Below are 26515 nucleotides of genomic sequence, written 5' to 3' on the forward strand. Positions count from 1 at the left end.
GAAGTGGATACATATGAGCAGGAGAGGGGTCACACTGCGTCAACCACCCCCCGCCGCTTACCGACCCGCCCCCATGGGCGGGTCGTGGCATGAGCGCTTGCCGTTTGCGCGGCATTGCTCGGCGCCGCTGCCGCGGACCGGTGCGCGACCGGGAGGCCCTCTCGAGTGTTCGGGCACGAAAGCGGCGTGGGCCGCAGGACGACTGAGGTGATCGACAGTGGAGCACCGAGTGCTCATCCCGCCCGTCTATTCTCCGATTTCCCCAGCGATACATCCGCGGCACGAGCTGATCAACCGCCAGAACGCGGACTGGGCCCGGAACTTCCGTATCGGCTCGCCCGAACTCCGCGAGAAACTGGTCGGGCACGACATCGGAACCTTCGCGGCGCGCATTCTCCCCGGCGGTGACGAGGAAGTCATCTCGCTCCTCGCCGACTTCGTGCTCTGGCTCTTCGGCGTCGACGACGGCCACTGCGAAGAGGGAGAGCTCGGCACCGACCCCAGACAACTCGTCCCCGAGCTCTCCCGGCTGCTGCGCATAGCCCAGAACCCGGAAGTGGCCATGCTCGACGACGACCCCCTGGCCGCCGGGCTGCGGGACCTGCGGCGCCGCATGGACCAGCACGCCACACCGGGGCAGGTGGCGCGCTGGGTGGACGCGCTGCGCGAGTACTTCCTCTCGGTGGTGTGGGAAGCGTCGCACCGCAGCAAGAGCACCGTCCCCGACCTCAACGACTACACCCTGATGCGGCTGTACGACGGTGCCACGTCCGTCGTCATGCCACTGCTGGAGGTGGGGTACGGCTACGAACTCCAGCCGCACGAGAGGGACAGCACCCCCGTGCGGGCCGCAGCCGAGATGGCCTACTTCGTCATCACCTGGGACAACGACCTCTTCTCGCACCACAAGGAGTCCCGGGGGCAGCAGTACTTCCTCAACGTGCTGCGCGTACTGGAACACCACCACGGGCTGAAGCCGAAGGACGCGCTGGAGACCGCCGTCGCGCAGCGCGACCGTGTCATGTGCCTGTTCCTGCGGATGGGTGCCCGGCTCACCGCCTCCGGCAGCCCGCAACTGCGCCAGTACCTCGAAAGCCTCGGCTCCTTCATCCGGGCCGCGCAGGACTGGGGCATCTCCTCGCGCCGTTACACCACCCCGGAGGACCCCGCCGACCTGCCCACCACGTTCCGGGAAACGCCCACCGACGACAGCACCGAGCCGCTCGACATTCCGGCCGTCGCCTGGTGGTGGGACGTCGTTCCCGACGAACCAGCCCCTGTCCTCGCGCAAAGCGCCCAGCCCGCCTCGGTCGGCACCGGGAGGGGTCTCCCCCGCCGCCCCGTCACCGACCGGCTGGCGGCGGCCGGAAACCGCCGCCGTTCCTGCGCCTGAGCGACCGCAGCCATGAGGCTGAGGAAGAGGAGCACCCTATGAGCACCGCGTTGCGCGCGATACCCCGGGCCCCGGGAGGGCTGCCGCTGCTGGGCCACGTCGTCCCCCTCCTGCGTCGGCCGCTCGACTTCATGCAGTCCTTGCGGTCGACCGGTGATCTGGTCCGGGTGGACGTCGGGACCCTGCCCATCTACTTCGTCAACAGCGCCGATCTCACCCACGAGCTGCTCGTCACCAAGGCCCGGCACGTGGAGAAGGGAAGGTTCTTCGTCCGGGCACGGGTCCTGGTCGGGGACGCACTGCCGACCGCGCCCTCGCACATCCAGCGCCCGCACCGGCGGCTGATGCAGCCGGCTTTCCACCGGGAGAGGATCGCCGAGTACGCGCGTGTGATGGCCGACCGGGCGCAGGCCATGGCCGATGCCTGGCGCCCGGGCGGGACCGTCGCAGTCGACCATGAGCTGGCCGAGTTCTCGGTCGGCACCCTGGCCGAGACGATGTTCTCCACCGACATCAGCCGCCCTGCCGCGGTGGCCGTACGCAGGGATGTGCCGATCCTGCTGAAGACCGCGCTGCTGCGGGCCGTGACACCGAGGCTCCTGGACCGGCTGCCGATTCCGGCCAACCGGAAGTTCGACCAGGCCGCCGCCCGCCTGCGCAAGGTCATCGACGACGTCATCGTCGCCTCCCGGGAGAGCGGCGACGCGGACGTCAACGACCTGCTCTCCACCCTGCTCGCCGCCCGCGACAGCGACACCGGCGAGACGCTCAGCGACCGCGAGGTGCGCGACGAGCTGGTCGCCATCATGTTCGCCGGTACGGAGACCACGGCCTCGACCCTCAGCTGGACGTTCCACGAACTGGCATCCCGCCCGGAGGTGGAGGAGCGCCTCGTCGACGAGATCCGGACCGTCGTCGGGGACCGGCCCGTCACCTTCGAGGATCTGCCCAAGCTGGAGTACACCGACCGTGTGTTGCGCGAGGTCTCCCGGATGCACTCCGTCCCGCTGCTGATGCGCCGCGTGGCCACCCCTGTGGAACTCGGCGGTGTGGAGCTGCCGGTCGGCACCGAGATCGCGTTCAGTCTCTACGCGCTGCACCGCGACCCCCGGCTGTACGAGGCACCCGAGCGGTTCGACCCGGACCGCTGGCTGCCGGAGCGCAGCGAGGGCCGGCCGCGCGAGAGCTACATCCCGTTCGGCGCCGGCAACCGGAAGTGCATCGGGGACGGCTTCGCCTGGACGGAGATCGTCATCACGCTGGCCACCGTGCTGGCCCGGTGGCGGATGGAGCCACTGCCCGGCCACTCCGTCCGGGAGGTGGCCTCGGCGGTCGCGCACCCCGACCGGCTGCCGATGCGGGCCGTTCCACGGGCTGCGACGGCCTGAGCCGGCAACACCGCCGGTGCGCACACGGACGCGTAACGTGTGGGCACCGGCGGCTACGTGGCGTATTCGACCCTGAGGTCTCCGTCATCCGGCCGACCGCCCGGCCGTGAGGATTGTCTCTTCCCGCGCCGACGACGCGATCGCCGCTCCCGGAACGGCCGAGCGCCGCGTAGGGTCGCGCGTCGGGCAGGGGTACGGCGCTCGCGTACAGCCGCCGGCTGTTCACGGAACGCGACCGACCGGGACCCCCTCCCTCCCCCGCCATGGCAGGTGCGCGCATCGGAGCCCGCACCCGGCACCGGGCCGTCGGCGCCTGTACGGCCGCCCAGCGGTATCTCCCGGTGCGGTCGCACCGCACACGCCCCGGTTCCTCGGTGCCCGACTCGCATGCCACTCAGTACGCCCAGTCGCGACCACGACCAAGCACCGAACGGGGAGACCCGCATGAGGAAGAGCAGAGGTCTGACGCACACCGACCCGAGCGGCGGCCCCGGCACTCCGCGCCGCCGCGCACGCCGCCTGCGCAGGTGGGGCGCGCTCGCCCTGCCGGCCACCGTGCTGGCCGGTGGAACGGCCGCCGGGACGCTCGCCGCGGCGGACGGAGCCGCGGCCACCACCGCGCACGCCAGGGTCGGCGGCTCCCAGGTGACGTGCAGCTCGGACGACGCGGGTCTCGCCGACCGGCTGTCCCGGAGGATGGCCACGGCGCTGCGCGAGCGCCACAGCAGCACGGCAGTCGCGCTCTACGACCGCTCGTCCGACACCTCGTGCACCTATCGCGCGCACTCCCGGTACGACTCGGCGAGCGTGGTGAAGGCCACCCTGCTCGGCGCACTGCTGCGGCAGGCCGAGGAGGACCATCACCGCAAGCTCACTCCGGTGGAGAAGAAGCGCGCCACCGCCATGATCACCAAGTCCGACAACGACTCCACCACCGCGCTCTGGCGCGAGGTCTCACGCGGCGGCGTGCAGCACTTCCTCGACCTGGCCCACATGAGGGACACCGACCCGGGCCGCCACGGCTACTGGGGCCTCACCCAGATCACGGCGCGCGACGAGGTCAAGCTGCTGAAGCTGCTCACCTCGCGCAACCGGGTGCTGGACGCCAAGTCCCGCGCATACGCGCTCTGTCTGATGAACAAGGTCGACGACGGCCAGCGCTGGGGCACCCCCGCCGGGGCACCGAAGGACGCGACCGTGCATGTGAAGAACGGCTGGCTGTCGCGCGCCGAGCACGGCTGGCGCGTCAACAGCGTCGGGGCCTTCACGGGAAGCGGCCACGACTACGGCATCGCGGTCCTCTCGCAGGACAACAAGACGATGGAGCGCGGTATCGAGACCGTGGAGGCCGCCTCGCGGGCCATCCACCGCGAACTGGGCGCGACCGGCACCCACTGACGGGGTGACCGGCCCGACGGACGCGTGCGGCCCGTCCGCTCCCGGTGGAGCGGACGGGCCGCGGCGTGTGCGCGGTCCCCAGATGGGCTCAGCAGCGGTGTGTGCCGGCGAAGTCCCAGAACTCGGACCTGGTCGCCGGCCCGGCGATCCCGTCGACGGCGAGGTTGGCGCCGTGCAGGTTCAGGTACCTCTGCAGCGCCTTGATCGTGTTGGGCCCGACGATTCCGTCGATGGAATCGTTGTAGTAGCCCATGGCCTTGAATTTCCGCTGCGCCGCCTTCCAGCTGTTGGGGCCCAGCTTCCCGTCGATCGTTCCGGGGTCGTAGCCCGTGGTGCGCAGCCAGCACTGCCAGCTCTTCGCATGGGCGGTGTCCAGCCCCAGGTTGACCACCGCGAGCACCGAGGCCTCGCCGCTCACCGTCTGCTGCTGGACCGACACGGGAGCCGCGATGGCCGTGCCCGCGGTGGCCAGACCGCCACCGGCGATCCCGATCGCGGCGGTGACACCGACGAATGCTTTCGTGAGAGTTCGCATCCTGTTCCCCTCCAGTGACGTGCGATGGACGGAGCCGACCGCACCGGCCGGCTCCTCGACGAGACTGCGGGTCCGAGCAGCGGCCCGGCCACAGTTGACGAGGAAGTGACCCCGTCCCGGGACGTCCCGGGCTCTGACCTGCTGGGACGTCGTCCGCCGAGGCGCAGCCGCGGGACGGTCACGAGCGGGGGATGGCTGATTCCGCGCCGGGGTGGATCGCGATTCCCCGCGTGCCTGCAACTGCTCATGCAGAATGAATCCGGGACACGGGGGGCCGGTCCAGCGGTCCCTGGCGCGAATCGGGGGGAACATGTCGCGTTGGAAAGAGCTGCCCGCACAACTGCACCCACACGTCCACGGGTTGATCGTGCGACTGCGCAAACTGAAGGACCGCAGCGAACTGAGCACCCACCAGCTGGCCGCGAAGACCGGATACAGCGCGAGGTCGTGGCAGCGGTATCTCAACGGCAGGTCTCTGCCGCCCCGGGAGGCCGTCGAGGCGATGGCCCGCATCGGCGGTGACGACCCGACCCGGTTGCTGGTGCTCCACGACATCGCCGCCGAACGCTGGACGGAGGGGCGCGCAGCCGCCGGCTGCGACCCGGAGAGCACCCTTGCGACACCAGTACACACACCCGCGGAGCAGCAGCCGTACGAGCGCTACCGGCACACCGCGGTCACGGCGGGAGCGGTGGCGCTGATGCTGTCCGTCTCCGCGGCGCTTCTGCTGGCAGTACGGCACGCCGATGCCCGCACCAGGCTCGCGGAGGACCGCTCCGGACTGGTCGCCGCGGTCCCGGTCACCGCGTCGGAGTCCTCGGCACCGGTCGGCGGCGCCTGCCGGTGGCAGCAGCGGAACGGGCGCTGGTACGCGGGTCACAGCCGCACCTTTGGCAGCGTTCTGGCGTATGCGCACTCCGGGCCGGAAGTGGCCGAGGCACAGTGCCTGCTGCACCGGGCGGGCGCCGCGCCGGGGGACATCGACGGCGTCTTCGGCCGGCAGACGCAGCGTGCGGTCGAGCGCGTCCAGGCACGGGAAGGGCTTGCCGTGGACGGTGTCCTCGACCCGCGCACCTGGAAGGCCCTGCGGGAGGCGGCGCCGAAGTGACCGAGGAGCACACCCGGCTGGCCGCGGAGCTGCGGGAGCTGCGGGCACGTACGGGGCTGAGCCTGGCGGCACTGTCGGAACGCACGGCGTACAGCAAGTCCTCGTGGGAGCGCTACCTCAACGGCAAGAGCATGCCCCCACGTCAGGCTGTACGGGAGCTGTGCCGGGTCGCGAGCGAACCGGACGGGCGCCTGGTCGCCCTGTGGGAGATCGCCGAGTCGGACTGGAGCGGACGCGCTGTGGTCCCCGTCCCTGCCGCCGCCGAGCCGCGACCGCAGCCTCCGGAGCCGCCACCGCCTCCGGAGACCGGGCGGCCACGCGGTCACAGGGGCCGACTCGTGGTGGCGCTGGCGCTGGTGTACACCGTGCTGGTCGGTGGGGTGGCACTCGGGTTCGTTCTGCTGCCGGGCCGGGAGGCCCCGGCGGACGAACTGCCCGCGGCTTCCGTTCCGTACTCTCCCGCCGCCCGATGCCACGGAGACACCTGCGAGGGCAGGGACCCGATACGCCTGGTCTGCGGCATCGGCGCCGACACACTCACCACGTACCGCGCCTCCACCGGCGCCCACGTGGAGCTGCGGTACAGCGAGAAGTGCGGCGCGGGCTGGGTCCGGATGTGGGGGACCCGGGTCGGTGACCGGGTAGAGGTCACAGCGGGCGGTCCGACCCGCGGCGTCCGCGTCGAGGACAGGGCCGACGCGGACAGCTATGTCCACACCGGGATGACCGCGGCCCGGCCCGGCCGCATGGTCCGGGCCTGCTTCAAGTCGGCTTCGGCCGACGGCGATCCGGAGTGCGTCGAGGCCCGCGTGGGCAAGGCCGCCACACCACGGCCGGACCACCCCCATATCGGTGGCGTCGAGCCCGCTCGATAGCCGTCAGGCCCACCGCACCGGCGCCGAAATGTGTTGCGAGCGTTCAGGAGGTCCCCTCTACCCTGTCGCGGTGACAGTTCAGGTGATCGTGCTCAACGGTGGCTCCAGTTCGGGCAAGACGGGGATCGCCCGGTGTCTGCAGAGCATCCTGCCGGACCCGTGGCTCGCAGTCGGGGTCGACACCCTGGTGGACGCCATGCCGGTGTCCTTGCAGACCTCCGGCACCGGGATCGGGTTCGCCGCCGACGGCGGTGTGCACGTGGGGGCCGCGTTCCGCACGCTGGAAGCGGCCTGGATGGAGGGGGTCGCCGCCATGGCGCGTGCGGGTGCCCGGATCGTCGTCGATGACGTCTTCCTCGGTGGCTCCGCGTCCCAGCAGCGGTGGCAGAACGCCTTGCACGGCCTGCGGGTGCTGTGGGTCGGCGTCAGGTGCGAGAGCACGGTCGCCGCGGGCCGTGAGACGGCCAGAGGGGACCGGACCGCGGGCATGGCCGCCTCCCAGGCGCAGGTGGCGCACCAAGGCGTGCGCTACGACCTGGAGGTGGACACCACCCGCACCGAGGCGCTGGAGTGCGCGCGGACCATCGCCGCGCGGGTCGTATGAGCAGCGGTCAGCCGCTTCGAGGGGTGTACTGAAACCATGTGTCTGGTCGGCAGTGTCGTGCCGGGCGACCAGCAGCCACCCGGCACGACTCCGCATGCACCACACCGCGGAGGCGCCGTCAGCGCTCCTGGTAGACGAGCCAGACCTGACCGCGGTCGAAGGGCATCCGCTTGCCGTTCGAGAGGGTGTAGGTGGTGTCACTCGTCGCGCTCTCGCGCTCCCACTTCGTGGTGAACGCCTTTCCGTCGCGCAGTACGGTCGCCTCGCCGCTGCCCACGGTCTCGATGTAGGGCGTCTTGCCGCTGGAGTCCGGCGGCATCTCCGTCTTCTGGATGATCACTGTCTTGCCGCCGAGCCGCTTCCCCGATGTGCCCTTCGCCGGGTCGCCGTCGAAGGAGACCAGCCAACGGCCCTCCTTGGCCGACCAGTTGAAGGTGGTCCGTGCAGAACCGTAGTCCACGGTCTCTTCGTCGGTCGGCGTCCCACCGCTCGGCTCGGCGCCGAAACGGAAGCCGATGTCGTCGGCCTTGCTCGCCTTCGGGGCCTTTTCGAGGATCTTGTCGGGGTGACCGTAGAGGTTGTGCGGCGGCTCGTTGTCCCCACCGCGTTCGTAGGCGTCCGGGTGGTCGTCGTGGGACACCCCGTACAGCGGTGACTTCTTGATCTTCTCAACGACCGCGGCGCGCGCCCCCGAGTAGGCGAGCGCGGGGCGCTGGAACATCCGCATCTGCTCGACGTTGTACTCGCGGGCGCTGCGCACGGGGCCCAGCGTTTCGGGGTAGTGGCTGGAATAGACCGCGAACACCCTGCCCAGTCCGCCCTCGACCTTCTCGACGCCGACGATGTCGGCGTCTTCGAGCGCGGTCTGCGGGCGTGCGTCCTTGTGGTTGTCGATCTTCACGGCGAGCACCGGGTTCCGCTGGGCGGGAAGACCGGTGAACGGTGAGGTGAACGCGGCATCGTGCCGTTCGGCAGCGGCGCCGTCGTCGTTCCCGTAAGCGGCGAACGACGGCGTGGCCGCGGCGGCACCCGCCAGCCCGCCGGCGACGGCCAGTGCGGCTGCCAGGCGGACACGGCGGCGTGCGGGTATTCGCGGGGAGCCCTTCGAGCCGCCGGCGGAGGAAGGTGAGGGGGAGCTGCCTGCCATGAACAGACCTCCTGTGGGGGGAAATTCTGCTGGAGGAGCCCACCCCACCCTTCCCGCTCCGGCGCCGTCAATACCCGAAGCGGGAGCCGGTCGCCTCGCCAGTGCGTGCCAACCGGCCTGATTTCAGGACGTGTTGACGTTTGGCGTCTTCCCGCGCGCGGTCCCGAGCCGCGCACCCGACGCGGACCATCGCCCCGGAGGCCAACCGGCCCGGCAGGCCGGTCACTCGACGACGAGTTCGACCGGTATGTTGCCGCGCGTCGCGTTGGAGTACGGGCAGACCTGGTGCGCCTGCTCGACGAGCGTGCGGCCCGTCTCGCCGTCGAGGCCGTCAGGGAGCTCCACCCGCAGCGTCACGGCGAGGGCGAAGCCCTCCCCCTGCTTGCCGATGCCGACCTCGCCTGTGACGGCGGCCTCGGAGACATCGACCTTCGCCCGTCGGCCGACGACGCCGAGGGCGCTGGCGAAGCACGCCGCGTAGCCGGCGGCGAAGAGCTGCTCCGGGTTGGTGCCCAGGCCACTGCCGCCCATCTCCCGCGGCGGGGCGAGTTGGACGTCCAGCTTGCCGTCGGAGGCGACGGCTCGCCCCTCCCGGCCGTGTGTGGCGGTGGCGACAGCGGTGTAGAGCGCGTCCATGGAAAGACCATCCCTCTCGATGACAGGTCGGCGGTGCGGCCCGGCCAGGCCGCCCCGGGTCACAAGGAGAGCACACAATTAAATTGTGCACAACTCAAATGCTCGCAGCAGGTACGCTGGGATCATGAACCGGTTGCCGACACCCACCGACGTACCGGAGGAGGACTTCCTCCGACTGGACCGCCAGATCTGCTTCTCCCTCAACGCCGCGTCACGGGCGTTCGGCAGCGTCTACCGCGTGCTGCTGAAGGACCTGGGTCTCACCTATCCGCAGTACCTGGTGATGCTCGTGCTGTGGGAGCACGGCGAGGTGTCGATCAAGAGCCTGAGCGCACAGCTGCGGCTCGACTCCGGCACCCTGTCACCGCTCCTCAAACGGCTGGAGTCGGCAGGACTCGTCCGGCGCGAGCGCTCCGCACAGGACGAACGCTCGGTCCAGGTGCGTCTCACCGAGGCGGGCGAGCAGCTGCGCGAGCGCGCCCTGCGCGTCCCACGTCGGATCGCGGCAGCCGCGGGCTTCGACGCGGCCGAGGCCGCCGAGCTGCGTGCCCGGCTCGACGAGCTCACCCAGGCGCTCGACACCGCCGTCGCCGACGAGGCAGCCCTGCTCGGCGGAGACGAGACAGCCCCGCTCGGCGGAGACGAGTCCGCGCCCTGATGACCGGCCCTCGATCGGTGGACCGTGCGCTCGATCTGCTGGACGCGGTGTCCGAGGCACCCGGCCCGGTGAGCGCCAAGACACTCGCACGGCAGTGCGGCTGCTCCCTCTCGACCGTCTACCACCTGCTCGCTCCGCTCATCGAGCGCGGCCATGTGCTGCGCGGCCCGGACGGGTACAGCCCCGGCCCGCGCGTGCCGGCGCTGCACCGCTCCTTCCGGCGGCACCACAGCGTCGACGCCAAGGCCGCGGCGCTGCTCCCCCGGATACGCCGGGCCACCGGTGCCGAGGCGTACTTCACCACCTACCGGGACGGGCAGATCACCGTCATCGACAGCACCACGCCTCTCACGGCCACCGACCCCTTCGCGCCCGGCCCCGAGAGGAGGGCGCACGCCACCGCGCACGGCAAGGCCCTGCTCGCCCAGCTCCCGCGCGCGGCGCGGCGCCGCTATCTCACCGACCACGGCATGGCGCGGCACACCGACCGCACCATCACCGACGAGGCACGCTTCGAGGCCGAGCTCGCCCGAGTGCGCGACCGGGGCCTGGCCGTCTCCGTGGGCGAGGCCGACCCGGCCCACACCTGCCTGGCCGTACCCCTGCCCGGCCGTCCGGACGCCGCACCCGCCGCGCTGTCCGTCTCGCTGCCGCGCCGGCTCTTCCAGCTCCGGCACGCCGAGGTCGGCGCAGCGCTGCTGCGCGCGGCCGCCGCGTTTCCGACAGCGTCGGAATGAGGCCCTGCCCGGCTGGCCGAACAGCGCAGCGCGTCCCATGCTGGCGGCATGATCTTCATCGCCGTACGTTTCACAGTCCGTCCCGACTACGCCGACGAGTGGCTCTCCCTGGTGGGTCCCTTCACCGAAGCCACACGCGCCGAACCGGGCAACCTCTTCTTCGACTGGTCACGCGACGTCGACGACCCGAACCGGTTCACCCTGCTGGAAGCCTTCGCCGACGACGCGGCAGGCGCGGCGCACGTCGAGTCCGAGCACTTCAAGGCGGGCCTGGAGGCCATGTCCACAGCGATCGCCGAGACCCCGCGAATCATCAACGTGAACATCCCCGACCAGCACGGCTGGGGAACCATGGCCGAACTGACACCCAAGCCGTAGGGCTCTCACATGCCTGAACGGGGGCTGCACGTACCCGTACGGGGGCCGCGCCCAGTCAGGGGCGGGGGCGGCGGGGCTGCTCCGCGCGCTGTGCGGCCTTCTCGTTCTCCTGGAGCCGCTTCTCCTTGAGGCGTGCCGCCTCCTTGCGCACCTCGGCCTGGGTGGCGCGCTCCTTGCGCAGCCACTCCGGGCTCTCGCTCTTCAGGGCCTCGATCTGTTCGGTGGTGAGCGGTTCGGTCACTCCGCCGCGCACCAGACCGGAGGTGGAGACGCCCAGCTTCGCCGCGACCACAGGGCGGGGGTGCGGGCCGTTGCGCCGCAGTTCCCGCAGCCACTCGGGCGGATCGGCCTGGAGCGCGTTCAGCTCGTCGCGCGAGACGACACCCTCCTGGAACTCCTCGGGGGTGGCATCGAGGTACACACCCAGTTTCTTGGCCGCGGTCGCGGGCTTCATCGTCTGGGTGTTCTTGTGCGACGTCATGGGCTCCAGCATATCGATCGTGTGTGCCGCCCAAGACCACGCCCGGTAACCTGGCCAGGTGACAGGCTCAGACGCACCTCCTTCGTTCCGGCTCGGTTACGTCCCGGGCGTGACCCCCACCAAGTGGGTGCGGATCTGGGAGGAGCGGCTGCCCGACATCCCGCTGCACCTCGTCGGGCTGTCCGCAGCCGAGGCCCCCGACGTCCTGCGCGGCGGCGGCGCGGACGCCGGCTTCGTCCGGCTGCCGATCGACCGTACGGATCTGAGCGTCATCCCTCTCTACACCGAGACGACGGTGGTCGTGGTCCCCAAGGACCACATCGTGACGGCCGTGGACGAGGTGACCGCCGAGGAGCTGGCCGACGAGCTCGTGCTGCACCCCCTGGACGACACACTCGACTGGGAGCACCCGCCGGGCCGGCCCGCGCAGGAGCGTCCCGCCACCACGGCGGACGCCGTCCAACTGGTGGCGGCGGGCGTCGGGCTGCTCGTCGTCCCGCAGTCGCTCGCCCGGCTGCACCACCGCAGGGACCTCACCTACCGGCCGCTCACGGACGTCCCGCGGTCCCAGGTCGCGCTCTCGTGGCCGGAGGAGCGGACCACCGACATGGTGGAGGACTTCATCGGCATCGTCCGCGGCCGCACCGTCAACAGCTCCCGGGGCCGCCGCCCCGCCCCGGCGCAGCCGAAGGAGAAGCGCCCTGCGGCCGAGGGCGCCCGGCGGAAACCGGCGCCCCCCAAGCCGGCCGGGAAGGGCCGCGGCAGGCGTACCGGCTCCGGGGGCGCCAAGCCCGGCAAACGAGGCAGACCCCGCCGCCGCTGACAGCTCCTCGGTGGCCGGGCGAGCTGGGCCCGGCTCCCGCTTCCCGGACAACGCGCCTACACCACGGCGCCTGAACTGTCCCTGTCGCGCTGCCGAGCGTGATCCGCGCGCTCGGGGTGCGGCCGGGGCCGCCACCGTTCCAGTACGGCGGCCATCGGGGTCGCCGTCAGGACCGTGGAGGCCGTTCCGAAGACCACTCCGGCCAGCAGCGCCACCGAGAAGTCGGTCAGTGAGTCGCCGCCCAACAGCGCCAGGGCGACCAGGATGAACAGCGCGCCCATCCCGGTGTTCACGGTGCGCGGCAGAGTACGGGCCACGGCGGCGTCGGCCAGTTCCGGCAGCGGGGTCGCGCGGTCCGCACGGCGCATACCGCGCAGCCGGTCGAGCACCACGACGGTGTCGTTGACCGAATAGCCGACGACGGTGAGCAGCGCGGCCAGGAAGACGCTGTCGACCGGCTTGCCCAGCCAGGCGAACAGCCCCACCACCAGCAGGACGTCCTGCGCCATCGCCGCGACGGCTGCCGTGGCGAACGTCCAGCGGAACCTGACACTCAGATACAGCAACTGGGCGCCGACGGCGATGGACAGCGCGATCAGGGCCTTGCGCCGCAGCTCGCTGCCGAGGCTGGGTCCCACCAACTCGTCCCGTTCGACCGAGACGTGACCGCCGGCCGGCTCCAGTCCCTCGCGGATACGCTCCCGTTCCGCGTCGGTGAGCTTCTCGGTCCGTACGGAGACGCCCCCTTCGCCCGCCTCCTGCACCACTGCGCGCGGGAACCCCGCGTCCGCCACGGCCCGGCGTGCGGTGTCGGCGTCGACGGTCCTGCTCGTGCCGTACTCCACCATCCGGCCACCGGTGAACTCCACACCGAACTCCAGCCCACGGAACCCGATCCCGGCGAGGGCCACCAGCACCAGCCCCGCCATCGTGGTCAGCCACAGGCGGGGCCGGCGGGCGAGGCGGGGCCGGCGCGCCGCGAGCCGGTCGCGCAGCCGGGAGGAGCCGGCGAGACCGGTCAGCCCTGGCCGCCGTCGTACCCGGCGGCGGCGCACGGCCCATTCGGCGAGCACCCGGGTGATCACCATGGCGGAGACCATCGAGGCGAGGACCCCCAGCGAGAGGGTCACGCCGAAGCCCTTGACCGGCCCCGTGGCGAAGAAGAACAGCAGCCCGGCGGCCAGCAGCGTGGTGACGTTCGAGTCGATGACGGCGGTGTACGCCTGGCGGAACCCGGTGCGCAGCGCACGCCGCAGATCCCGCTCCTGCCGTGGCTTGTCCGGGCGCGGGCGCGGGCGGTTGTACTCCTCGCGGGCCCGTTCGAAGACGAGCACGTTGGCGTCCACCGCCATGCCGATGGCGAGCACGAAGCCGGCGAGCCCCGGCAGCGTCAGCGTGGCGCCCAGTGCGACGAGCGCCGCGTAGGAGATCAGGCCGTAGGCACCGAGGGCTACGGTGGCCAGTGCGCCCAGCAGCCGGTAGACGACGGTGATGAACACCGCTGTGCACAGCAGTCCGATGACCGCCGCCTGTGCACTGGCCCGGATGGCGTCGGCGCCCAGGGTCGGCCCGACGGTCTGCTGCTCGATCACCTCGACCGGTACGGGCAGCGCGCCGCCCTTGATGAGTGCGGCCAGCTCCTTGGCCTCGTCGTCGCCGAAGTCACCGGTGATCTGGGTGGATCCGCCGGTGATCCCCGTACGGCAGGGCACGCTGTCCTGGATGCGGGGCGCGGAGACGATCCGGTCGTCCAGCACGATCGCCACCCGCCGCTGCGGCGCGTCCACCGGGCGGCAGGCGGCCTCCCCTGTCAGTCGCGCCCACTTGTCCGCTGCGCCGCCCCGGAAGTCGACGGTGACACTCCAGCCGCTGCCCTGCGCGGTGTCGAGCTGCGGCTCGGCGTTCTTCACCCCCTCACCGGTCAGCGCGGCGGACCCCAGCCGCAGCGCGGCCCGCTTGTCGTCCGGGTCGGGCAGGACGCGGGAGCCGTCCTCGCCCTTCTCGGGCCGGGCCTTGCCCTGTGGCCGTCGCTCCGTCACCTCCTCGACCGGATGGAAGGTCAGCTGTGCGGTGCGGCCGATCACCTCGGCCGCTTCCCTGGGGTCCTGCACCCCGGGCAGTTCGACGAGAATGCGGTTCTCGCCCGCGCGGGACAGCGACGGCTCGGCCACGCCGAGGGCGTCGACGCGCTGCCTGAGCACCTCCAGCGCGCGGTCGGTGGCGGCCCGGTCGGCCCGCACACCGGGGCCGTTCCGGGTTTCGAGGACGATGTGGGTTCCGCCCTTGAGGTCCAGCCCCAGCCGGGCCGGGGTGGTCAGGGCGAAGAAGAGCGAGACTCCTACGACGGCGAGCGCGAGCAGCGCGCGCCACAGCGGCGCGCGGGAACGGTGCTGAGCACCGGCGGTACGGGGGGTACGGCGGGGCGTACGGGACAAGACCACTCCAGGCTGAAGAGGCACCGCGCGGCATACGCGGCGCACAGGGCAGCCGACCCGCCCCCTTCCGCACTGCCGCCCGTGACGGAGCCACGGCGGCACCGGAGCGCACCGGGGCACCACCCAGTGCCCGTTGCCGCGCGCTCCGGCCCCTGCGGCGCCTATGGCCGGGCAGGCCCGTCGAGCGGGTTCGGGGAGCGCGTACGCGAACGAGGTGACGGCACGGGCACGCGCCGCGGGCAGGGTGCGGAGGAGAGCCGGCCGACTCGGTCAGACGGCGAGTGGTGACCGAGGCGGGCCCCGGCTGGTGCGCGGGTCGTGCGCGGAGTGCGGCGGTGCCCGCTCCTGCGAGGGATCGGCCGCCGAGCGGCCGAGGAGCGGCGCGGGCGCGAAGGGCGAGGCGGCGGTCGGGAGGGCAGGCGGGTGGCCCGGATGGCCGTTCGGCCGCACCTCGTGCACGGCCGTCGCCGTGGCCCCGTGCGCCACCGTCTTGGCGGCCTTGGCCGTGGCTTCGTGCACCACCGCCCTGCGCCAGGTGTCTGCCCGGACGGGGGCGGAAGAGCCACCGGAGCCGTGGAGTGCTCCCCGGTCCGCCGCCACGGTGCTGGACGACGGCGCGCCCGGCTGCGCGGGAGTCGCCGGCACGGCGCCGGTCAGGAGCAGCAGAGCGCCCCAGACGAGGGCGAGGACCGCGGACGCGGAACGGCGTGGGGACAGGGGCCGCGAGCTCGGCTGCATGGTCCCTCCCCGTCGAACTCCGTGGCCGGTTGCCGGTGCCGGGCAGTCTACGCGGGGGCAGCGGCGCCGGAGCACTCGCGGCACCGACCGCCGTTACGCAAGATTCACCTCTATGTATTGACGGCCATTCATCCGGACCCCAGCATGAATACACCCATGCAGAGCCGCGGTGCCACGGAGCCCGCGGCCCGCGGAATCGCGGAACCGGGTGTGCGCGAAGAACGCGAAAGAAGGTGCAGCGAATGGCCGGTGTGGTGGAGCGTCGCTCGATCGACGTTGTCCCGGACGCGGAGCGACACGGCAGGGCGTTCAGCCAGTTCACTCTCTGGCTGGGAGCCAACCTCCAGATCACGGCCGTCGTGACGGGCGCCCTCGCCGTCGTCTTCGGCGCCCCGGCCTTCTGGGCGGTGTTCGGGCTGCTGCTGGGCAATCTGCTCGGCGGAGCGGTCATGGCGCTGCACTCGGCGCAGGGCCCCCGGCTCGGGCTGCCGCAGATGATCTCCAGCCGCGCCCAGTTCGGGGTGCGCGGCGCTGTCGTACCGCTGGCGCTGGTCATCGTGATGTACATCGGGTTCTTCGCCAGCGGCAGCGTCCTGGCGGGCCAGGCCGTCGGCGAGCTGACCCACCTCGGGGACACCCCCGGCATCGTGCTGTTCGCACTCGTCACCGCCGTGGCGGCCGCCGTCGGATACCGCGTCATCCACGCACTGGGCAGAGTGGCGAGCCTGGTGTGCGCGCTGGCCTTCGTCTATCTCGGCTTCCGGCTGCTGGAGCGGGCCGACCTCGCCGAGCTGCTCGCCGAGCGCGCGTTCTCCTTCCCGGTCTTCCTGCTGGCGGTCTCGCTGTCGGCCTCCTGGCAACTGGCCTTCGGTCCGTACGTCGCCGACTACTCGCGCTACCTGCCCCGCTCCACCTCGGCGCGCGCCACCTTCTGGTGGACGCTGGGCGGCTCCGTGCTGGGGTCGCAGTGGTCGATGACCTTCGGCGCGCTGGCCGCGGCGGCGGCCGGTCCGGCGTTCGTGGGGCACGAGGTCGGCTACGTGGTCGGGCTGGGCGGGGCCGGGCTCATGGCCTCGTTCCTGTACTTCGTCATCGCCCTGGGAAAGCTGACCATCAATGTCCTCAACACCTACGGCGGCTTCATGTCGATGGTGACCGGGGTCAGCGGCTTCCGGGGACAGCGGGAGCTGGGGCCGCGCGCCAGGGCCGGCTACATCGCCGCCATCATGGTCGTCGGCACGGCAGTGGCCCTGGCGGGCAAGGACAGCTTCCTGACCTCGTTCAAGGACTTCCTGCTCTTCCTGCTCACCGCGTTCACGCCGTGGTCGGCCATCAACCTGGTCGACTACTACCTCGTCGCCAAGGAGCGCTACGACCTGCCCGCGCTCAGCGACCCGCAGGGCCGGTACGGCGCCTGGCGGTGGCGGGCGCTGACCGTCTACGCCGTCGGCCTCGCGGCCCAGTTCCCCTTCCTGGCGACGCACTTCTACACCGGTCCGCTGGTGGACCCGCTCGGCGGCGCCGACATCTCCTGGCTCGTGGGACTGGCGGTCCCGGCGGTCCTCTACTGGCTGCTGGCCCACGGCGACACGGCCCACATCCCGGAGCGCACCATCCTGACCGCCCCGCCCGCGACGCCCCCGGGACCGCGCGGCGCCGGCCCTGCCGTAGCGACCGGCACGGAGCCGACGGCCGAGGCGGAAGCCCGGTGAGCGGGCCGGGGCACTGGTGAGGGCGGGCCGGGCACGGTGATGAGGGGGCGGCGTGGTGAACCGAACGGAGACCCCGTGGCGGCTCGCTACACGTCGAGGCCGCGCACGTCCGCGACGTCCGGAACGCCCGCCATCTGTTTGACCCCTTCGATCTCCAGCCCGGCCGGCCCGTGCCACTCCGCCAGCAGCACGGTCGCGTCGTCGCCCAGCCGGCCCTGGTGGTAGTCCAGATGGTGCCGGATGAGCCGGCGCAGCGTCTCGGGGACCGGCAACTCGTCGGCCTGGTGACGGATGAGGAAGTCGACGAAGCGGCCCAGTCCGAACTCCTCGCCCGAGGGGCTGCGGGCCTCGGTGATGCCGTCGGTGTACAGCAACAGCCGGTCGCCGGGTTCGAGTTCTCTGTGGCACAGATTGCCGGGTATGCCCAAGCCGGCCCCCATCGGCGGGGTCGGCGCGCACTCCAGATGGACGATTCCGTGTCCGCGCACCACGGCGGGCGGCGGGTGCCCGCAGCACAGCCACCGCAGCTCTCCGGTGGCCACATCCAGGTCGGCCAGAACTCCGGTGACGAAGCGCTCGCCGGAGAACTGCTCGGCCACGAGCCGGTCGACGGCCCCCGCGGTGCGGACCAGATCGGCTCCCTCACGGCGGGCGTTGCGGGCCGCGGAGAGGGCGAGGTTGGCCGTCAGTCCGGCGGCGGTGTCGTGCCCCATCGCGTCGAAGATGGCCAGGTGGGCGACCCGGCCGTCGAAGGCGTAGTCGTAGACGTCGCCGCAGACTTCGTAGGCGGGCTCCATCAGTGCGCTGATCATCAGGCTGTCGGTCGCGAAGGTACGGGCCGGCATGAGGCGCCATTCCATCTCGGTCGCCACGTCCATCCGCCGACGGCGCACCAGCCGGCTGTAGGAATCGCTCAGTCCGCGTTTGCTGACCACCAGCAGCGACACCAGTCCGGCCAGTCGGCGCATGTCCACCTGGGCGGCAGCGTCGGCGCCGGGCGCGGTGATGTACAGCACCCCCAGCCGGTCGGTCCCGTCGACCAGGGGCACCCACCAGTGATCGTGATCGGCGGGCGAGGCCGGGAGCACCTCGCCGTGCTGGAAGGCCCGCCCCGCCACGGTTCCCTCCACCCTGATCTCGTCCGGCCGCAGGCCCTCGCCACCGGCCGGCGGCGGATGGGCGGTCAGCGGCGCCAGCAGTTCCTGCTGCAGATCGACCAGGTAGATGACGACCTCGGTCAGTCCGACGCGGGCGGCCTGCTCGCTCAGATGGCCGGGGAGCTCCTCCAGCGTCGAGAGGTGACTGGCGCTGATCAGCGCGCCCAGCATCGCCGACCGCTCCGTCGCGCTCTGCGGCAAGAACTCCTCCGGCTCCACGCCGTTACCGAGGTCCGAGCCATTGTTGGAGCTCATGAGCTCTCCCAGGGAGCAGACCGGCCTTTCCCGGATGTGGTTTCCGCGTGCTGTTCGCCCCACGCGGTCCCCGCTCGGCCCGCCGGATAAACGCCGACGGATGTCCGGGAGAGCACTGGCCTCACCCTCGGCGAACGGGCGCTGACCTGCTGCGACGAGGCTGCGGGCCGCCCTCAGGCCAGCGGCCCTGAGCCGGTGCGGCGGCCTCGGCGCAGGGCGCGGGCGCACCAGCCGATGAGCACCGCGTTGACCAGGGCACCGAGGCCGACGGCGACGAAGACCATCGAGAGGTGGTCCGGCAGCGCCAGCAGCACCAGGCTCACCGGCGCCGTGGCGAGCAGCGGCACCACCCCTGCGAGGGAGGCGTCGGGGTTGTCGCCCGCGCTCACCACCACGGCCCAGACGAGCAGGGCTGCACAGACGGCGAGGTACAGCAGGGCCGGCACGGTGCGCAGCGCGTCGCGTACGGCGCGGAGGGCGGCGGGCTCGGAACGGGAGTCGGTCATGTGGTCGGGCTCCTCGGGTGTGGTGTTCATCGGTTGCACGGTCCTTTCGTCGAGCGACGGCGCGCGCACAGCACGCCGTCTCGACGGCGCACGGCGACGGCGACGGCGACGGCGACGGCGACGGCGTACTGCGGCGTACAGGCGTATCCGGGCGTATCGAGCTGTCTCACAGCGGCGCACAGGAGAGCGGTCCGGCGGAAACCGCCGCCGGATCAGCCGTGCGCACCTGGTGGGTTCGCACGGGCGAGGCCCAGGTCGTAGGCGAGGATCGTCGCCTGGACCCGGTCGCGCAGCCCGAGCTTGCGGAGCAGCGCGTTCACATGGGACTTGACGGTGCCGACGGTGATGCCGAGTTCACCGGCGATCTCCGCGTTGTTCAGCCCCGAGGCGACCAGCGTGAGGACGGAGCGCTCCCGCCCGGTCAGCCGGCCCAGGGCCCCGGCGTCCTGGCCGCCGCGCGGCCCGGTGGGCGAGCCGGCGGCGAAATGGCCGATCAGCCGGCGGGTCGCGGACGGGGCCAGAACGCTCTCGCCCGCCGCCACGACGCGGATTCCGTCCAGCAGCTCGGCCGCCTGCACGTCCTTGAGCAGGAAGCCGGACGCTCCGGCGCGCAGCGCGTCGAAGACGTAGGCGTCGAGGTCGAAGGTGGTCAGCACCAGTACCCGGGGCGGGTTCTCGCGCCCGGTGAGGATTCTGGTGGCGGCGATACCGTCGAGTCCGGGCATCCGTACGTCCATGACGACCACGTCGGGCGCGAGCTGTTCGGCGAGGGCCACGGCTTCGGCACCGTCCCCGGCCTCTCCGACGACCCTCATACCGGGCTCGTCGTCGATGACCGCGGCGAAGCCTGCCCGGACGACGCTCTGGTCGTCGACGACCAGCACCGTGAGGCTCATCGGGCTTCCTCCTCGTCTCCCCCGCCGGCCCCGTCAGCGGCCGGGACAGCGGCTCGGTCACCCGGCGCCGTGGCCAGGGGCAGGCGCAGCAGGAGCGTACCGGGCTGTTCGACGGTCAGCGTCCCGCCCAGCGGCGCGGTCCGCGCCGTCAGCCGGTCCCGCGTCGAGCGGCGGGTGGCGCGGGGAACGCCGGTGGCGGTGAGGGTCACGGCTTCGTCAGTGGCGTCGAGCACCAGCACGGCCGGCTCGTCCCCGCCGGCTTCCAGGACCGTCTCCGCTGCCCGGTAGGCAGCGAGGTCCACTTCTGCCGACAGCCGCTCCGGCAGCCGGTCGGTCAGCCGCACCTCGACCTGCCTGCCGGTGGCCTGCCACTGGTGTACGAGCAGGTCGAGGGCGTGCAGGGTGGGCTGCGGGCTCAGCTCGGCGTGCTCCTCGCCGTCCCGGACCGCCTCCAGCAGGGACCGCATGGCGGCCAGGGCCTCGCGGGCCCGCTCCGCCGTCCGCTCCAGCTCCCCTGCCTCGGCCTGAGTCACCACTTCCGCGGTGCGGGCCAGCACGGTGGTCTCCAACCCGGCGGTGATGCGGCGGCGTTCGGCCCACGCGTCCCGCACCGCCTCCTCCGTCCACGCCGCGAGCCGGCCCTCGTCGGCGTCCCGTGCCGCCCTGCGACGCCTGCCGTACCAGGTTCCGGACGACCAGGCGACGGCCGCCGCCAGGGCCGCCGTGCCGGTCGCGGTCCCGATGGCCGCCCAGCCGGACGCGGTGCCGCCGCGGCCGAGCACGGCGGCGGCCGCCGCTGCCGCGTGGACCCCGGCGACCAGGACGGGAACGGCCCGGCGCGGCAGGGCCGTACGCGCGCCCGCGTCCTGCCGTACGGAGGGCGGTGCGGACTCGGCGTCGTGAGCCGCCGCCGTCATGGCGAGCGCCGCACAGGTGACGAGCATGCTCAGCGCGGGCGGCAGGAGCACCGGCCCCGCGTAGTCGCTCACGGCCATCGCGGCAGGCCACAGCGCGGCGAGGGCCAGCAGCCCGGCCCACGTGGTCCGCGGGGCCCGTCGCAGCCACAGCAGCGCGAGCGCCTGCCCGGCCGCGAGCAGGGCGAACAGCGCGCCCGCGGAGACACCAGGTCCGGCAGGCGTCGTACCGTCCCTGATGATCAGGCTCGGCAGCAGCGGGTGGAAGCACAGCGCAGCGGCGGCGGCGAACTGGGCGAGGCGGTAGGTACGCGGTACGGAGGCCGGTGCCGGAACCGTGGTGCGGCCCGGCAGCAGCGCGCGTACCTCCCAGCCTCCCTCCGGTGTCGGTCCGGTGGTGAGCGTGCCCCCCGCCTCGCGTGCCCGGCCGCGCAGGAAGTTCTGGCCCCGTCCGCCGCCGAGTCCGGCTCCGCGCGGCGCCATGTCGGCTGCCGGGCCCGGCGGCGCGTTGCGCACCACGACCTCCGTGTGCTCGTCGCCGTAGCGGCACCGCACGGTGGTGGCGGCACCCGGGGCGTGGCGCACCGCGTTGGTCAGTGCCTCGCGCACGATTCCGTACGCCGCGTCGCCGACGGAGCCCTCGGGCAGCGCGTCGATCTCCCAGCTCACCGACTGTCCCAGGGTGCGGAATCCGGTCACCAGCTCCCGCAGCCGTTCCTCAGGCGCGGGGAGTTCCTCCGCTGAGGGCTTCGGGGCCCGCACCGCGCCGAGTGCGCGGGTCACCTCGCGGCCGGTCGCGGCGGCGAATTCCACGGCCTGGCCGACCAGTTCGGGCCGCCTCTCGCGCAACCCGAGCGCGGCTTCCACCGTGACGACGACCGCCGTCAGGTGGTGCGCGCTGACGTCGTGCAGTTCCCGCTCCATCCGGCGGCGTTCCGCCGCGGGGAGCCGGTGGCGTTCGGCCTCCGCGCGGTGCAGCCGCCGCTCGGTGGTCTGCCGGGCCGCGCGCAGCCGCCGCAGGTGCAGCCCCGTGCCCCCGACGGCGGCGTAGAGCAGGGCGGTCGCCACGAGGCCGAGCCCCTGCCGGTCGCCGAGCCCGTGCAGGGTGACGCCGTGCACGGCCTGCCACACCGCGAGCGTCACCACGCACAGCAGCGCGGTGACGGTGTCCCGTTCGAGGGCCACCGTGAACAGCGCCAGGGCCACGCCCACGGTCCCGAGCACGGCCACCGCGCCGGTGGGCAGCGGTCCGGCGGCGACCGCGCAGGCGACGGTGGTCAGGAGCAGCACGGGCACCGGCCGGGTGCGGCGCGTCGCGAGAGCCGCCGCCACCAGGCCGTCCGTCAGGAGGGCGGCGAGAAGTTCGGCGGCTGTCGGCCCGGCGCCGCGCACCAGCGCGGCGCCGGGCCAGACCGCGGCCTGGACGACGAGCAGCAGGACCGGCCAGAACCGGTCGTCGGTTCGTTCCATGATGTGCTTCAGGCTATGGCCGCCCAGGGCCCCGGGCATCGGGCCGCAGGGTGATGGCGGCCTCCAACCAGGGATAGAGAAAAGCACTCTCCAACCAGGGACGGAGAAAACCCGTCGGCGCTCAGGGGCGCTGCCGGAAGACGGCGACGGTGCGGCCCGGCACGGTGAAGGTGCCGGTGGCCTTCTCGTAGCCGGACCGCCGCACCACCGGATCGGCGCCGGCCCCCTGGAGGGGATGCAGGGCATACCCACGGCCGGCGAGCGCCGGGACGCGCTGGGTCCGGCGCTGCGGAGTGGCGTTGAAGACCAGCACCAGATCGTCCAGACGAGCGGTGATCACCCCTGGTTTCTCGCCGGCCGCCGGGCCTGACAGCGGGAAGGAGAGGGAGCGCTGCACCTCGGCCGCGGTCTTCTTGCCGAAGGCCGGCTCGGTGGTACGGATGCGCAGCAGGTCCCGGTAGGCGGCGGCGGTCGCGGTGATCCGTGCGCAGTCCGGATACAGCTTCGGGTTGGTGAGCAGCGGTTTCGCATAGGGCCACTTCGCCTCGTTGTCCGGCGCCGGGGGCAGGCCGCGGCCGAAGCCGTTGCCCCGGCGGCAGTCCCAGTGCAGCGCGTTGAACCAGTCACCGGAGTCGTAGGAGTTGCGGTCCAGGGACTTCGAGCGGAGCAGGTCGGAGCCCGCGTGCGAGAGCGAGGGGCCTTGCGAGAGCGTGGCGGTGGCCATACCGAGGACCTGCATCCGGGCCCGGTCCGCTGCCGTCGTGCCGGCCGGCAGCTTGAAGGCGAGCGCGTCGTAGAGCGTCTCGTTGTCGTGTGCGTCGGCGTAGGCGAGTGCGTCGCCCGGTCGTCGGGCGTAGCCCGCCGGGGCGCCGTTGTAGTCGACTTCGGCGCCGGTGACGCTGCGGCCGCGTGAGTCGGTGAAGCGGTAGCCGGCCAGATTGCCGCTGAGTCCGACCTTGATGAGGTCCTGGTAGTGGAGCAGCCGGGCACGTTGCTGCGCCGGGCTGCCGTTCGCGGGCGAGGGGTTGGGGTCGGTGGCGAGGCCGGAGGCGAAGCCCTGCACCCGGGGGTCCTCGTCGAAGGGGCCGCCGCCGCGGATGGCGTCGCGGGCGCGGTCGGAGAAGGTGGCCACTCCGGTTCCCGCCATGTTGCGCTGTGTGGCCTGGGTGAAGCGGGCGTCGTCGGCGACCTCGCCGAAGTTCCAGCCCTCTCCGTACAGCAGGATGTGCTTGCCGTCGACGCCGTCGCGGGCGGGGGTGAGCGCGTCCAGGGCACGTCTGACGGCGAGGATGTTGGCCTTGGGGTGGTGGCCCATCAGGTCGAAGCGGAAGCCGTCCACCTTGTACTGGCGGGCCCAGGTGACCACCGAGTCCACGACGAGCTTGCCCATCATGGTGTGTTCGGGCGCGGTGTTGGCGCAGCAGGTGGAGGTGGCGACGCGGCCGTCGGCGTCGAGCCGGTGGTAGTAGCCGGGCACCACGCGGTCCAGGACGGAGCGCGGGTCCTGCCCGGCGGCGGTGGTGTGGTTGTAGACGACGTCCATGACGGTGCGCAGTCCGGCGCGGTTGAGACCGCGCACCATGTCGCGGAACTCGCGGGTGCGCGAGGGGCCGTCGGGCCGTGCGGCGTAGGAGCCCTCAGGGACGGTGTAGTGCTGGGGGTCGTATCCCCAGTTGAAGCCGTCGCGCCCGGCGGTCTCGCGTACGCACTGCTGCTGTTCGGCCGAGTCGGGGGGCAGCTTCGCCAACTCGCATTGCGGCTGCTGCCGGTCGGTGCGCCGCTCGGGGACGGAGCTGAAGTCGAAGGCGGGAAGCAGATGTACATGGGAGGTTCCCGCGCGGGCCAGCTTCCGCAGATGGCGCATGCCGTCCGAGTTCCGTTCGGTGAACGCCCGGTAGGTGCCCCGCTCGCGCGCTGCAACCGTGCGGTCGTCGCGGGAGAAGTCGCGGATGTGCAGCTCCTGGATCTGGGCGTTGCGCAGCGCGGTGGGACGCGGCTTCCGCAGCCGGGACCAGCCCGGCGGTGCGAGCCGGGGATCGGACAGGTCGGTGGCGACGCTCTGTCGGGAGTCCGCGGTGAGAGCCGTCGAGTAGGGGTCGGTGACGTCGTTGGTGACGACCTTGCCCGCGCTGGGGGACCACACCGTGACCCGGTACCGGTAGCGGACGTCACGCCAGTTGCCCGTGGCGCGCCAGACGCCGCTCGCCTCGTCCCGGTGCATGGGCACGGCCCGGCCGCCGACCAGCAGCCGTACGCGCTGCGCTGTCGGCGCCCACAGTGCCAGGGAGGTCCGGCGCCCTTGGTGGAAGGCGGGTCCCAGGCGCGCGTGTTCGGCTCCGCCCTCGTCCGCGTACAAGTCGTCCAGGACACCGGGGAGCTGGACGCCGGTGGCGGCCGAGAGCCTGTCCTCGCCCGCCGTTGCCACCACCTGTCCGCGCAGTGCGCCGCGCAGCGCTCCCGGGTCCTGCTCGGACACCCGGTAGGCGTCGTACGCGCCGGACAGGTGCGGCCACTTGGCGCGCTGTCGATCGCTGAGGCCGCCGGGCACGCGCTCCAGTGGCAGTTCCCGGCCGCCGCCGGTGAGCTTTCCGTCGCGTACCGCCAGGTCGCCTTCGCGGTCGGTGACCAGGCGGTGGGGTGCCGTGTGATCGCCCAGGTTCCTCGGCCAGGCCACGGTCGTACGGTCGATCCACTGCACCCGCGCTGTGCTGAGGTCGGTGGCCTCTCCCCCATCGGACGCCGCGGTTCCCGGCGCGCTCGTGCCCGGAGTGAGAGCGGCTCCGGGTGCCGCGCCGAGGGCCGTTGTGGCGCAGGCGGACAGCGTCAGGGCTGCGACCAGAGCTCTGGAGCGGAGGGTGCGCAAGGAGCGGAAGGTGCGGAGCCTGGGCGTACGTGCCTTCATGCGGCCTCCGTCTGGGGCGAGGGCGGGCGGGAGCGACGGGACCGTAACAGCTTGCTGAAACTTACGGAAGGCTTTGCGCCGCCCTCCGCGCCCTCCGCGCCCTCCGCCCCGAACGCCCCCGGCCCCGGCCACGGCTACTCGCTGACGGTTCCGGTGATCTCGTTCGGCTTCTTCTCGAAGGTGCCGGTCGCCTTCCGCTTCCCGGACTCCAGGTCGATCGCGTAGACCTTCTTCCGCTCGGGCTCGGTGACATAGGCCGTCCCGCCCCGTACGAAGATCTCCGGGCGCGCCTGCTGCCAGTCCAGCGGCTCACGCCACTTGTCCACGGCCGGAATGGTCCGGCTCACCTCGGCCTTGCCTGGGTCGATGACGTGGATCTTCCCGTCCGTGCCCAGCACCAGCGCCTCGCCCTCGGGACCGCGAGCCAGGGACCTGAAGCTGTAACTGGTGCCCAGATCGAGGAGCTTCAGTTTGCCCGTCTCCGTGTTGATCAGGGAGATCTTCTCAGGGCGCTCCAGTTCGGCCTCCGGGTCCTGCTTGTAGTCGCCGAGCACGACGGGCGACTTCTCGGAGCCCTTCTGGTTGCCGATCCTGCCGTACTCGGTCGGGCTGTCGATCTTGGTGATCTTCCCGTCCTTGTAGAGGAGAACGCCGTCCTCGCAGCCGATGACCACCGCCTCGTCCTCGGCGGCCGCCTCACCGTGCACCTCGGGGCACTTCTCGTTCCGCGCGATCTCCTTGCGCTTCTTGTCGAGGACGACGATTCCCGTGCGCTTCTTGGCGGTGCCCAGGGTGGTGACCAGTTCGCCGTTCTCCAGCTCGACCGCGACGCCGTGGTGCGGGGAGGGTGAGGTGTACGTCTCGGTCTTCGGCTTCCGCTTTCCGAGTTCGGCCGGATCGAGAACGGTGACTTCGCCCGTGCCGTCGGTGAAGAGCACCGTCTTCCCGGCGTGCCGCACCACATGGCCGGGCTCGGCGCCGTCGAAGCGGGTGGCGGTGAGCTGTCGGCGGGTCGCGTCGAGCACTCGGAAGCCCTGCGAGGTGGACACCATGATGTGCTTGTCGTCACCTGCCGGGTTCACCCGGTTGTATCCCTTGAGCGGCACGTCCCCGACTACCTTGAGGGATTCCGGGTCGAGCACGTATATCCCGCCGTCGTGCGTGACCGCGAGGGGGTCCTCGACGGTGGCGGCTGACCGCTTGCCCGTGGACTTGGCCGACGACTTGTCGTCCGTGTTCTCCGCACCGCATGCCGTCATGACGACCGAGGTGAAGAGGAGCGCGGAGAACGTCGCCGCCCTGCGCACGCGCGAACTGCTGCTGCTCATGGTGTCCTTCTTCCTTTCCTGGTCCGCCGCGGATGGCAGGG

23 protein-coding genes are annotated in these 26515 nt (G+C 72.1%); 11 read left to right on the forward strand and 12 right to left on the reverse strand.

Annotation, left to right across the window (positions count from 1 at the left end; translation table 11 throughout):
• Positions 1 to 217 precede the first annotated feature (217 nt).
• From HC362_RS02100 to HC362_RS02110, 3 genes are all read left to right on the forward strand, one after another.
• Positions 218 to 1393 (forward strand): selina-4(15),7(11)-diene synthase, encoded by a 1176-nt coding sequence (locus tag HC362_RS02100; protein ID WP_243082055.1) that lies wholly within the window; start codon positions 218 to 220, stop codon positions 1391 to 1393.
• 38 nt (positions 1394 to 1431) lie between these two features.
• Positions 1432 to 2781, forward strand: a complete 1350-nt coding sequence (locus tag HC362_RS02105) for a cytochrome P450 (RefSeq protein WP_243082056.1) — start codon at positions 1432 to 1434, stop codon at positions 2779 to 2781.
• Between the two features lie 444 nt (positions 2782 to 3225).
• Positions 3226 to 4179, forward strand: a complete 954-nt coding sequence (locus HC362_RS02110) for a serine hydrolase (RefSeq protein ID WP_243082057.1) — start codon at positions 3226 to 3228, stop codon at positions 4177 to 4179.
• Between the two features lie 88 nt (positions 4180 to 4267).
• Here HC362_RS02110 and HC362_RS02115 read toward each other — a convergent pair whose 3' ends face one another.
• Entirely contained in the window at positions 4268 to 4714 is a 447-nt protein-coding gene (locus tag HC362_RS02115; protein WP_243082058.1) for a peptidoglycan-binding domain-containing protein, read from the reverse strand.
• Positions 4715 to 5024: 310 nt separating this feature from the next.
• Between HC362_RS02115 and HC362_RS02120 the strand changes: the two genes are divergently transcribed.
• The 3 genes from HC362_RS02120 (at position 5025) to cpt (ending at position 7301) form a co-directional block, all read left to right on the forward strand.
• A complete protein-coding gene (locus tag HC362_RS02120) occupies positions 5025 to 5822 on the forward strand; it encodes a peptidoglycan-binding protein (protein WP_243082059.1) in 798 nt (265 codons plus the stop codon).
• Positions 5819 to 6697, forward strand: coding sequence for an XRE family transcriptional regulator (locus HC362_RS02125; RefSeq protein WP_243082060.1), 879 nt, complete (start codon positions 5819 to 5821; stop codon positions 6695 to 6697). Before HC362_RS02120 ends, HC362_RS02125 begins: the two co-directional genes overlap by 4 nt.
• Before the next feature lie 70 nt (positions 6698 to 6767).
• Positions 6768 to 7301 carry a chloramphenicol phosphotransferase CPT gene (cpt, locus tag HC362_RS02130; RefSeq protein WP_243082061.1) on the forward strand — a complete coding sequence of 178 codons (534 nt, stop codon included), beginning with the start codon at positions 6768 to 6770 and terminating at the stop codon, positions 7299 to 7301.
• A 118-nt stretch (positions 7302 to 7419) separates the two neighbouring features.
• On the opposite strand, the gene HC362_RS02135 is transcribed toward cpt, so the two are convergent.
• Both HC362_RS02135 and HC362_RS02140 read right to left on the reverse strand, forming a co-directional pair.
• Positions 7420 to 8448: a DUF3048 domain-containing protein gene (locus tag HC362_RS02135; protein WP_243082062.1), complete on the reverse strand. Its 1029-nt coding sequence runs from the start codon at positions 8446 to 8448 to the stop codon at positions 7420 to 7422.
• A 222-nt stretch (positions 8449 to 8670) separates the two neighbouring features.
• The gene (locus HC362_RS02140; RefSeq protein WP_243082063.1) at positions 8671 to 9084 is read right to left on the reverse strand and encodes an organic hydroperoxide resistance protein; all 414 of its coding nucleotides are present in this window, start codon (positions 9082 to 9084) and stop codon (positions 8671 to 8673) included.
• Positions 9085 to 9208: 124 nt separating this feature from the next.
• Here HC362_RS02140 and HC362_RS02145 point away from each other — a divergent pair, with 124 nt between their 5' ends.
• Genes HC362_RS02145 through HC362_RS02155 form a run of 3 tightly spaced genes read left to right on the forward strand, consistent with a single transcriptional unit; the run spans position 9209 to position 10857 of the window.
• Positions 9209 to 9742, forward strand: a complete 534-nt coding sequence (locus HC362_RS02145; RefSeq protein ID WP_243082064.1) for a MarR family transcriptional regulator — start codon at positions 9209 to 9211, stop codon at positions 9740 to 9742.
• Positions 9742 to 10479, forward strand: coding sequence for an IclR family transcriptional regulator (locus HC362_RS02150; RefSeq protein WP_243082065.1), 738 nt, complete (start codon positions 9742 to 9744; stop codon positions 10477 to 10479). The genes HC362_RS02145 and HC362_RS02150 overlap by 1 nt, the downstream gene beginning before the upstream one ends.
• Before the next feature lie 48 nt (positions 10480 to 10527).
• Positions 10528 to 10857: a putative quinol monooxygenase gene (locus HC362_RS02155; RefSeq protein WP_243082066.1), complete on the forward strand. Its 330-nt coding sequence runs from the start codon at positions 10528 to 10530 to the stop codon at positions 10855 to 10857.
• A 55-nt stretch (positions 10858 to 10912) separates the two neighbouring features.
• Here HC362_RS02155 and HC362_RS02160 read toward each other — a convergent pair whose 3' ends face one another.
• Positions 10913 to 11338: a DUF5997 family protein gene (locus tag HC362_RS02160; RefSeq protein WP_243082067.1), complete on the reverse strand. Its 426-nt coding sequence runs from the start codon at positions 11336 to 11338 to the stop codon at positions 10913 to 10915.
• Positions 11339 to 11396: 58 nt separating this feature from the next.
• On the opposite strand from HC362_RS02160, the gene HC362_RS02165 reads away from it, so the two are divergent.
• The gene (locus HC362_RS02165) at positions 11397 to 12161 is read left to right on the forward strand and encodes a LysR family substrate-binding domain-containing protein (RefSeq protein ID WP_243082068.1); all 765 of its coding nucleotides are present in this window, start codon (positions 11397 to 11399) and stop codon (positions 12159 to 12161) included.
• Between the two features lie 56 nt (positions 12162 to 12217).
• On the opposite strand, the gene secD is transcribed toward HC362_RS02165, so the two are convergent.
• Both secD and HC362_RS02175 read right to left on the reverse strand, forming a co-directional pair.
• Positions 12218 to 14596: a protein translocase subunit SecD gene (secD, locus tag HC362_RS02170; RefSeq protein ID WP_243082069.1), complete on the reverse strand. Its 2379-nt coding sequence runs from the start codon at positions 14594 to 14596 to the stop codon at positions 12218 to 12220.
• A 270-nt stretch (positions 14597 to 14866) separates the two neighbouring features.
• Positions 14867 to 15334: a hypothetical protein gene (locus tag HC362_RS02175; RefSeq protein ID WP_243082070.1), complete on the reverse strand. Its 468-nt coding sequence runs from the start codon at positions 15332 to 15334 to the stop codon at positions 14867 to 14869.
• 242 nt (positions 15335 to 15576) lie between these two features.
• On the opposite strand from HC362_RS02175, the gene HC362_RS02180 reads away from it, so the two are divergent.
• Positions 15577 to 17046, forward strand: a complete 1470-nt coding sequence (locus tag HC362_RS02180) for a cytosine permease (RefSeq protein ID WP_243082071.1) — start codon at positions 15577 to 15579, stop codon at positions 17044 to 17046.
• An 86-nt stretch (positions 17047 to 17132) separates the two neighbouring features.
• Here HC362_RS02180 and HC362_RS02185 read toward each other — a convergent pair whose 3' ends face one another.
• The 6 genes from HC362_RS02185 to aztD all read right to left on the reverse strand — a co-directional run bounded on the left by HC362_RS02185 (position 17133) and on the right by aztD (position 26474).
• Entirely contained in the window at positions 17133 to 18458 is a 1326-nt protein-coding gene (locus HC362_RS02185) for a PP2C family protein-serine/threonine phosphatase (protein ID WP_243082072.1), read from the reverse strand.
• Between the two features lie 173 nt (positions 18459 to 18631).
• Positions 18632 to 18964, reverse strand: a complete 333-nt coding sequence (locus HC362_RS02190) for a hypothetical protein (protein WP_243088317.1) — start codon at positions 18962 to 18964, stop codon at positions 18632 to 18634.
• Positions 18965 to 19176: 212 nt separating this feature from the next.
• Entirely contained in the window at positions 19177 to 19860 is a 684-nt protein-coding gene (locus HC362_RS02195) for a response regulator transcription factor (RefSeq protein ID WP_243082073.1), read from the reverse strand.
• Positions 19857 to 22244: a histidine kinase gene (locus HC362_RS02200; RefSeq protein WP_243082074.1), complete on the reverse strand. Its 2388-nt coding sequence runs from the start codon at positions 22242 to 22244 to the stop codon at positions 19857 to 19859. The genes HC362_RS02195 and HC362_RS02200 overlap by 4 nt, the downstream gene beginning before the upstream one ends.
• Positions 22245 to 22365: 121 nt before the next feature.
• Positions 22366 to 25146 (reverse strand): pullulanase-type alpha-1,6-glucosidase, encoded by a 2781-nt coding sequence (gene pulA, locus HC362_RS02205; protein WP_243082075.1) that lies wholly within the window; start codon positions 25144 to 25146, stop codon positions 22366 to 22368.
• A 134-nt stretch (positions 25147 to 25280) separates the two neighbouring features.
• A complete protein-coding gene (aztD, locus tag HC362_RS02210; RefSeq protein ID WP_243082076.1) occupies positions 25281 to 26474 on the reverse strand; it encodes a zinc metallochaperone AztD in 1194 nt (397 codons plus the stop codon).
• Between the last annotated feature and the right edge of the window lie 41 nt (positions 26475 to 26515).

Source organism: Streptomyces sp. 891-h (assembly GCF_022760275.1).
Classification (GTDB): domain Bacteria; phylum Actinomycetota; class Actinomycetes; order Streptomycetales; family Streptomycetaceae; genus Streptomyces; species Streptomyces spirodelae.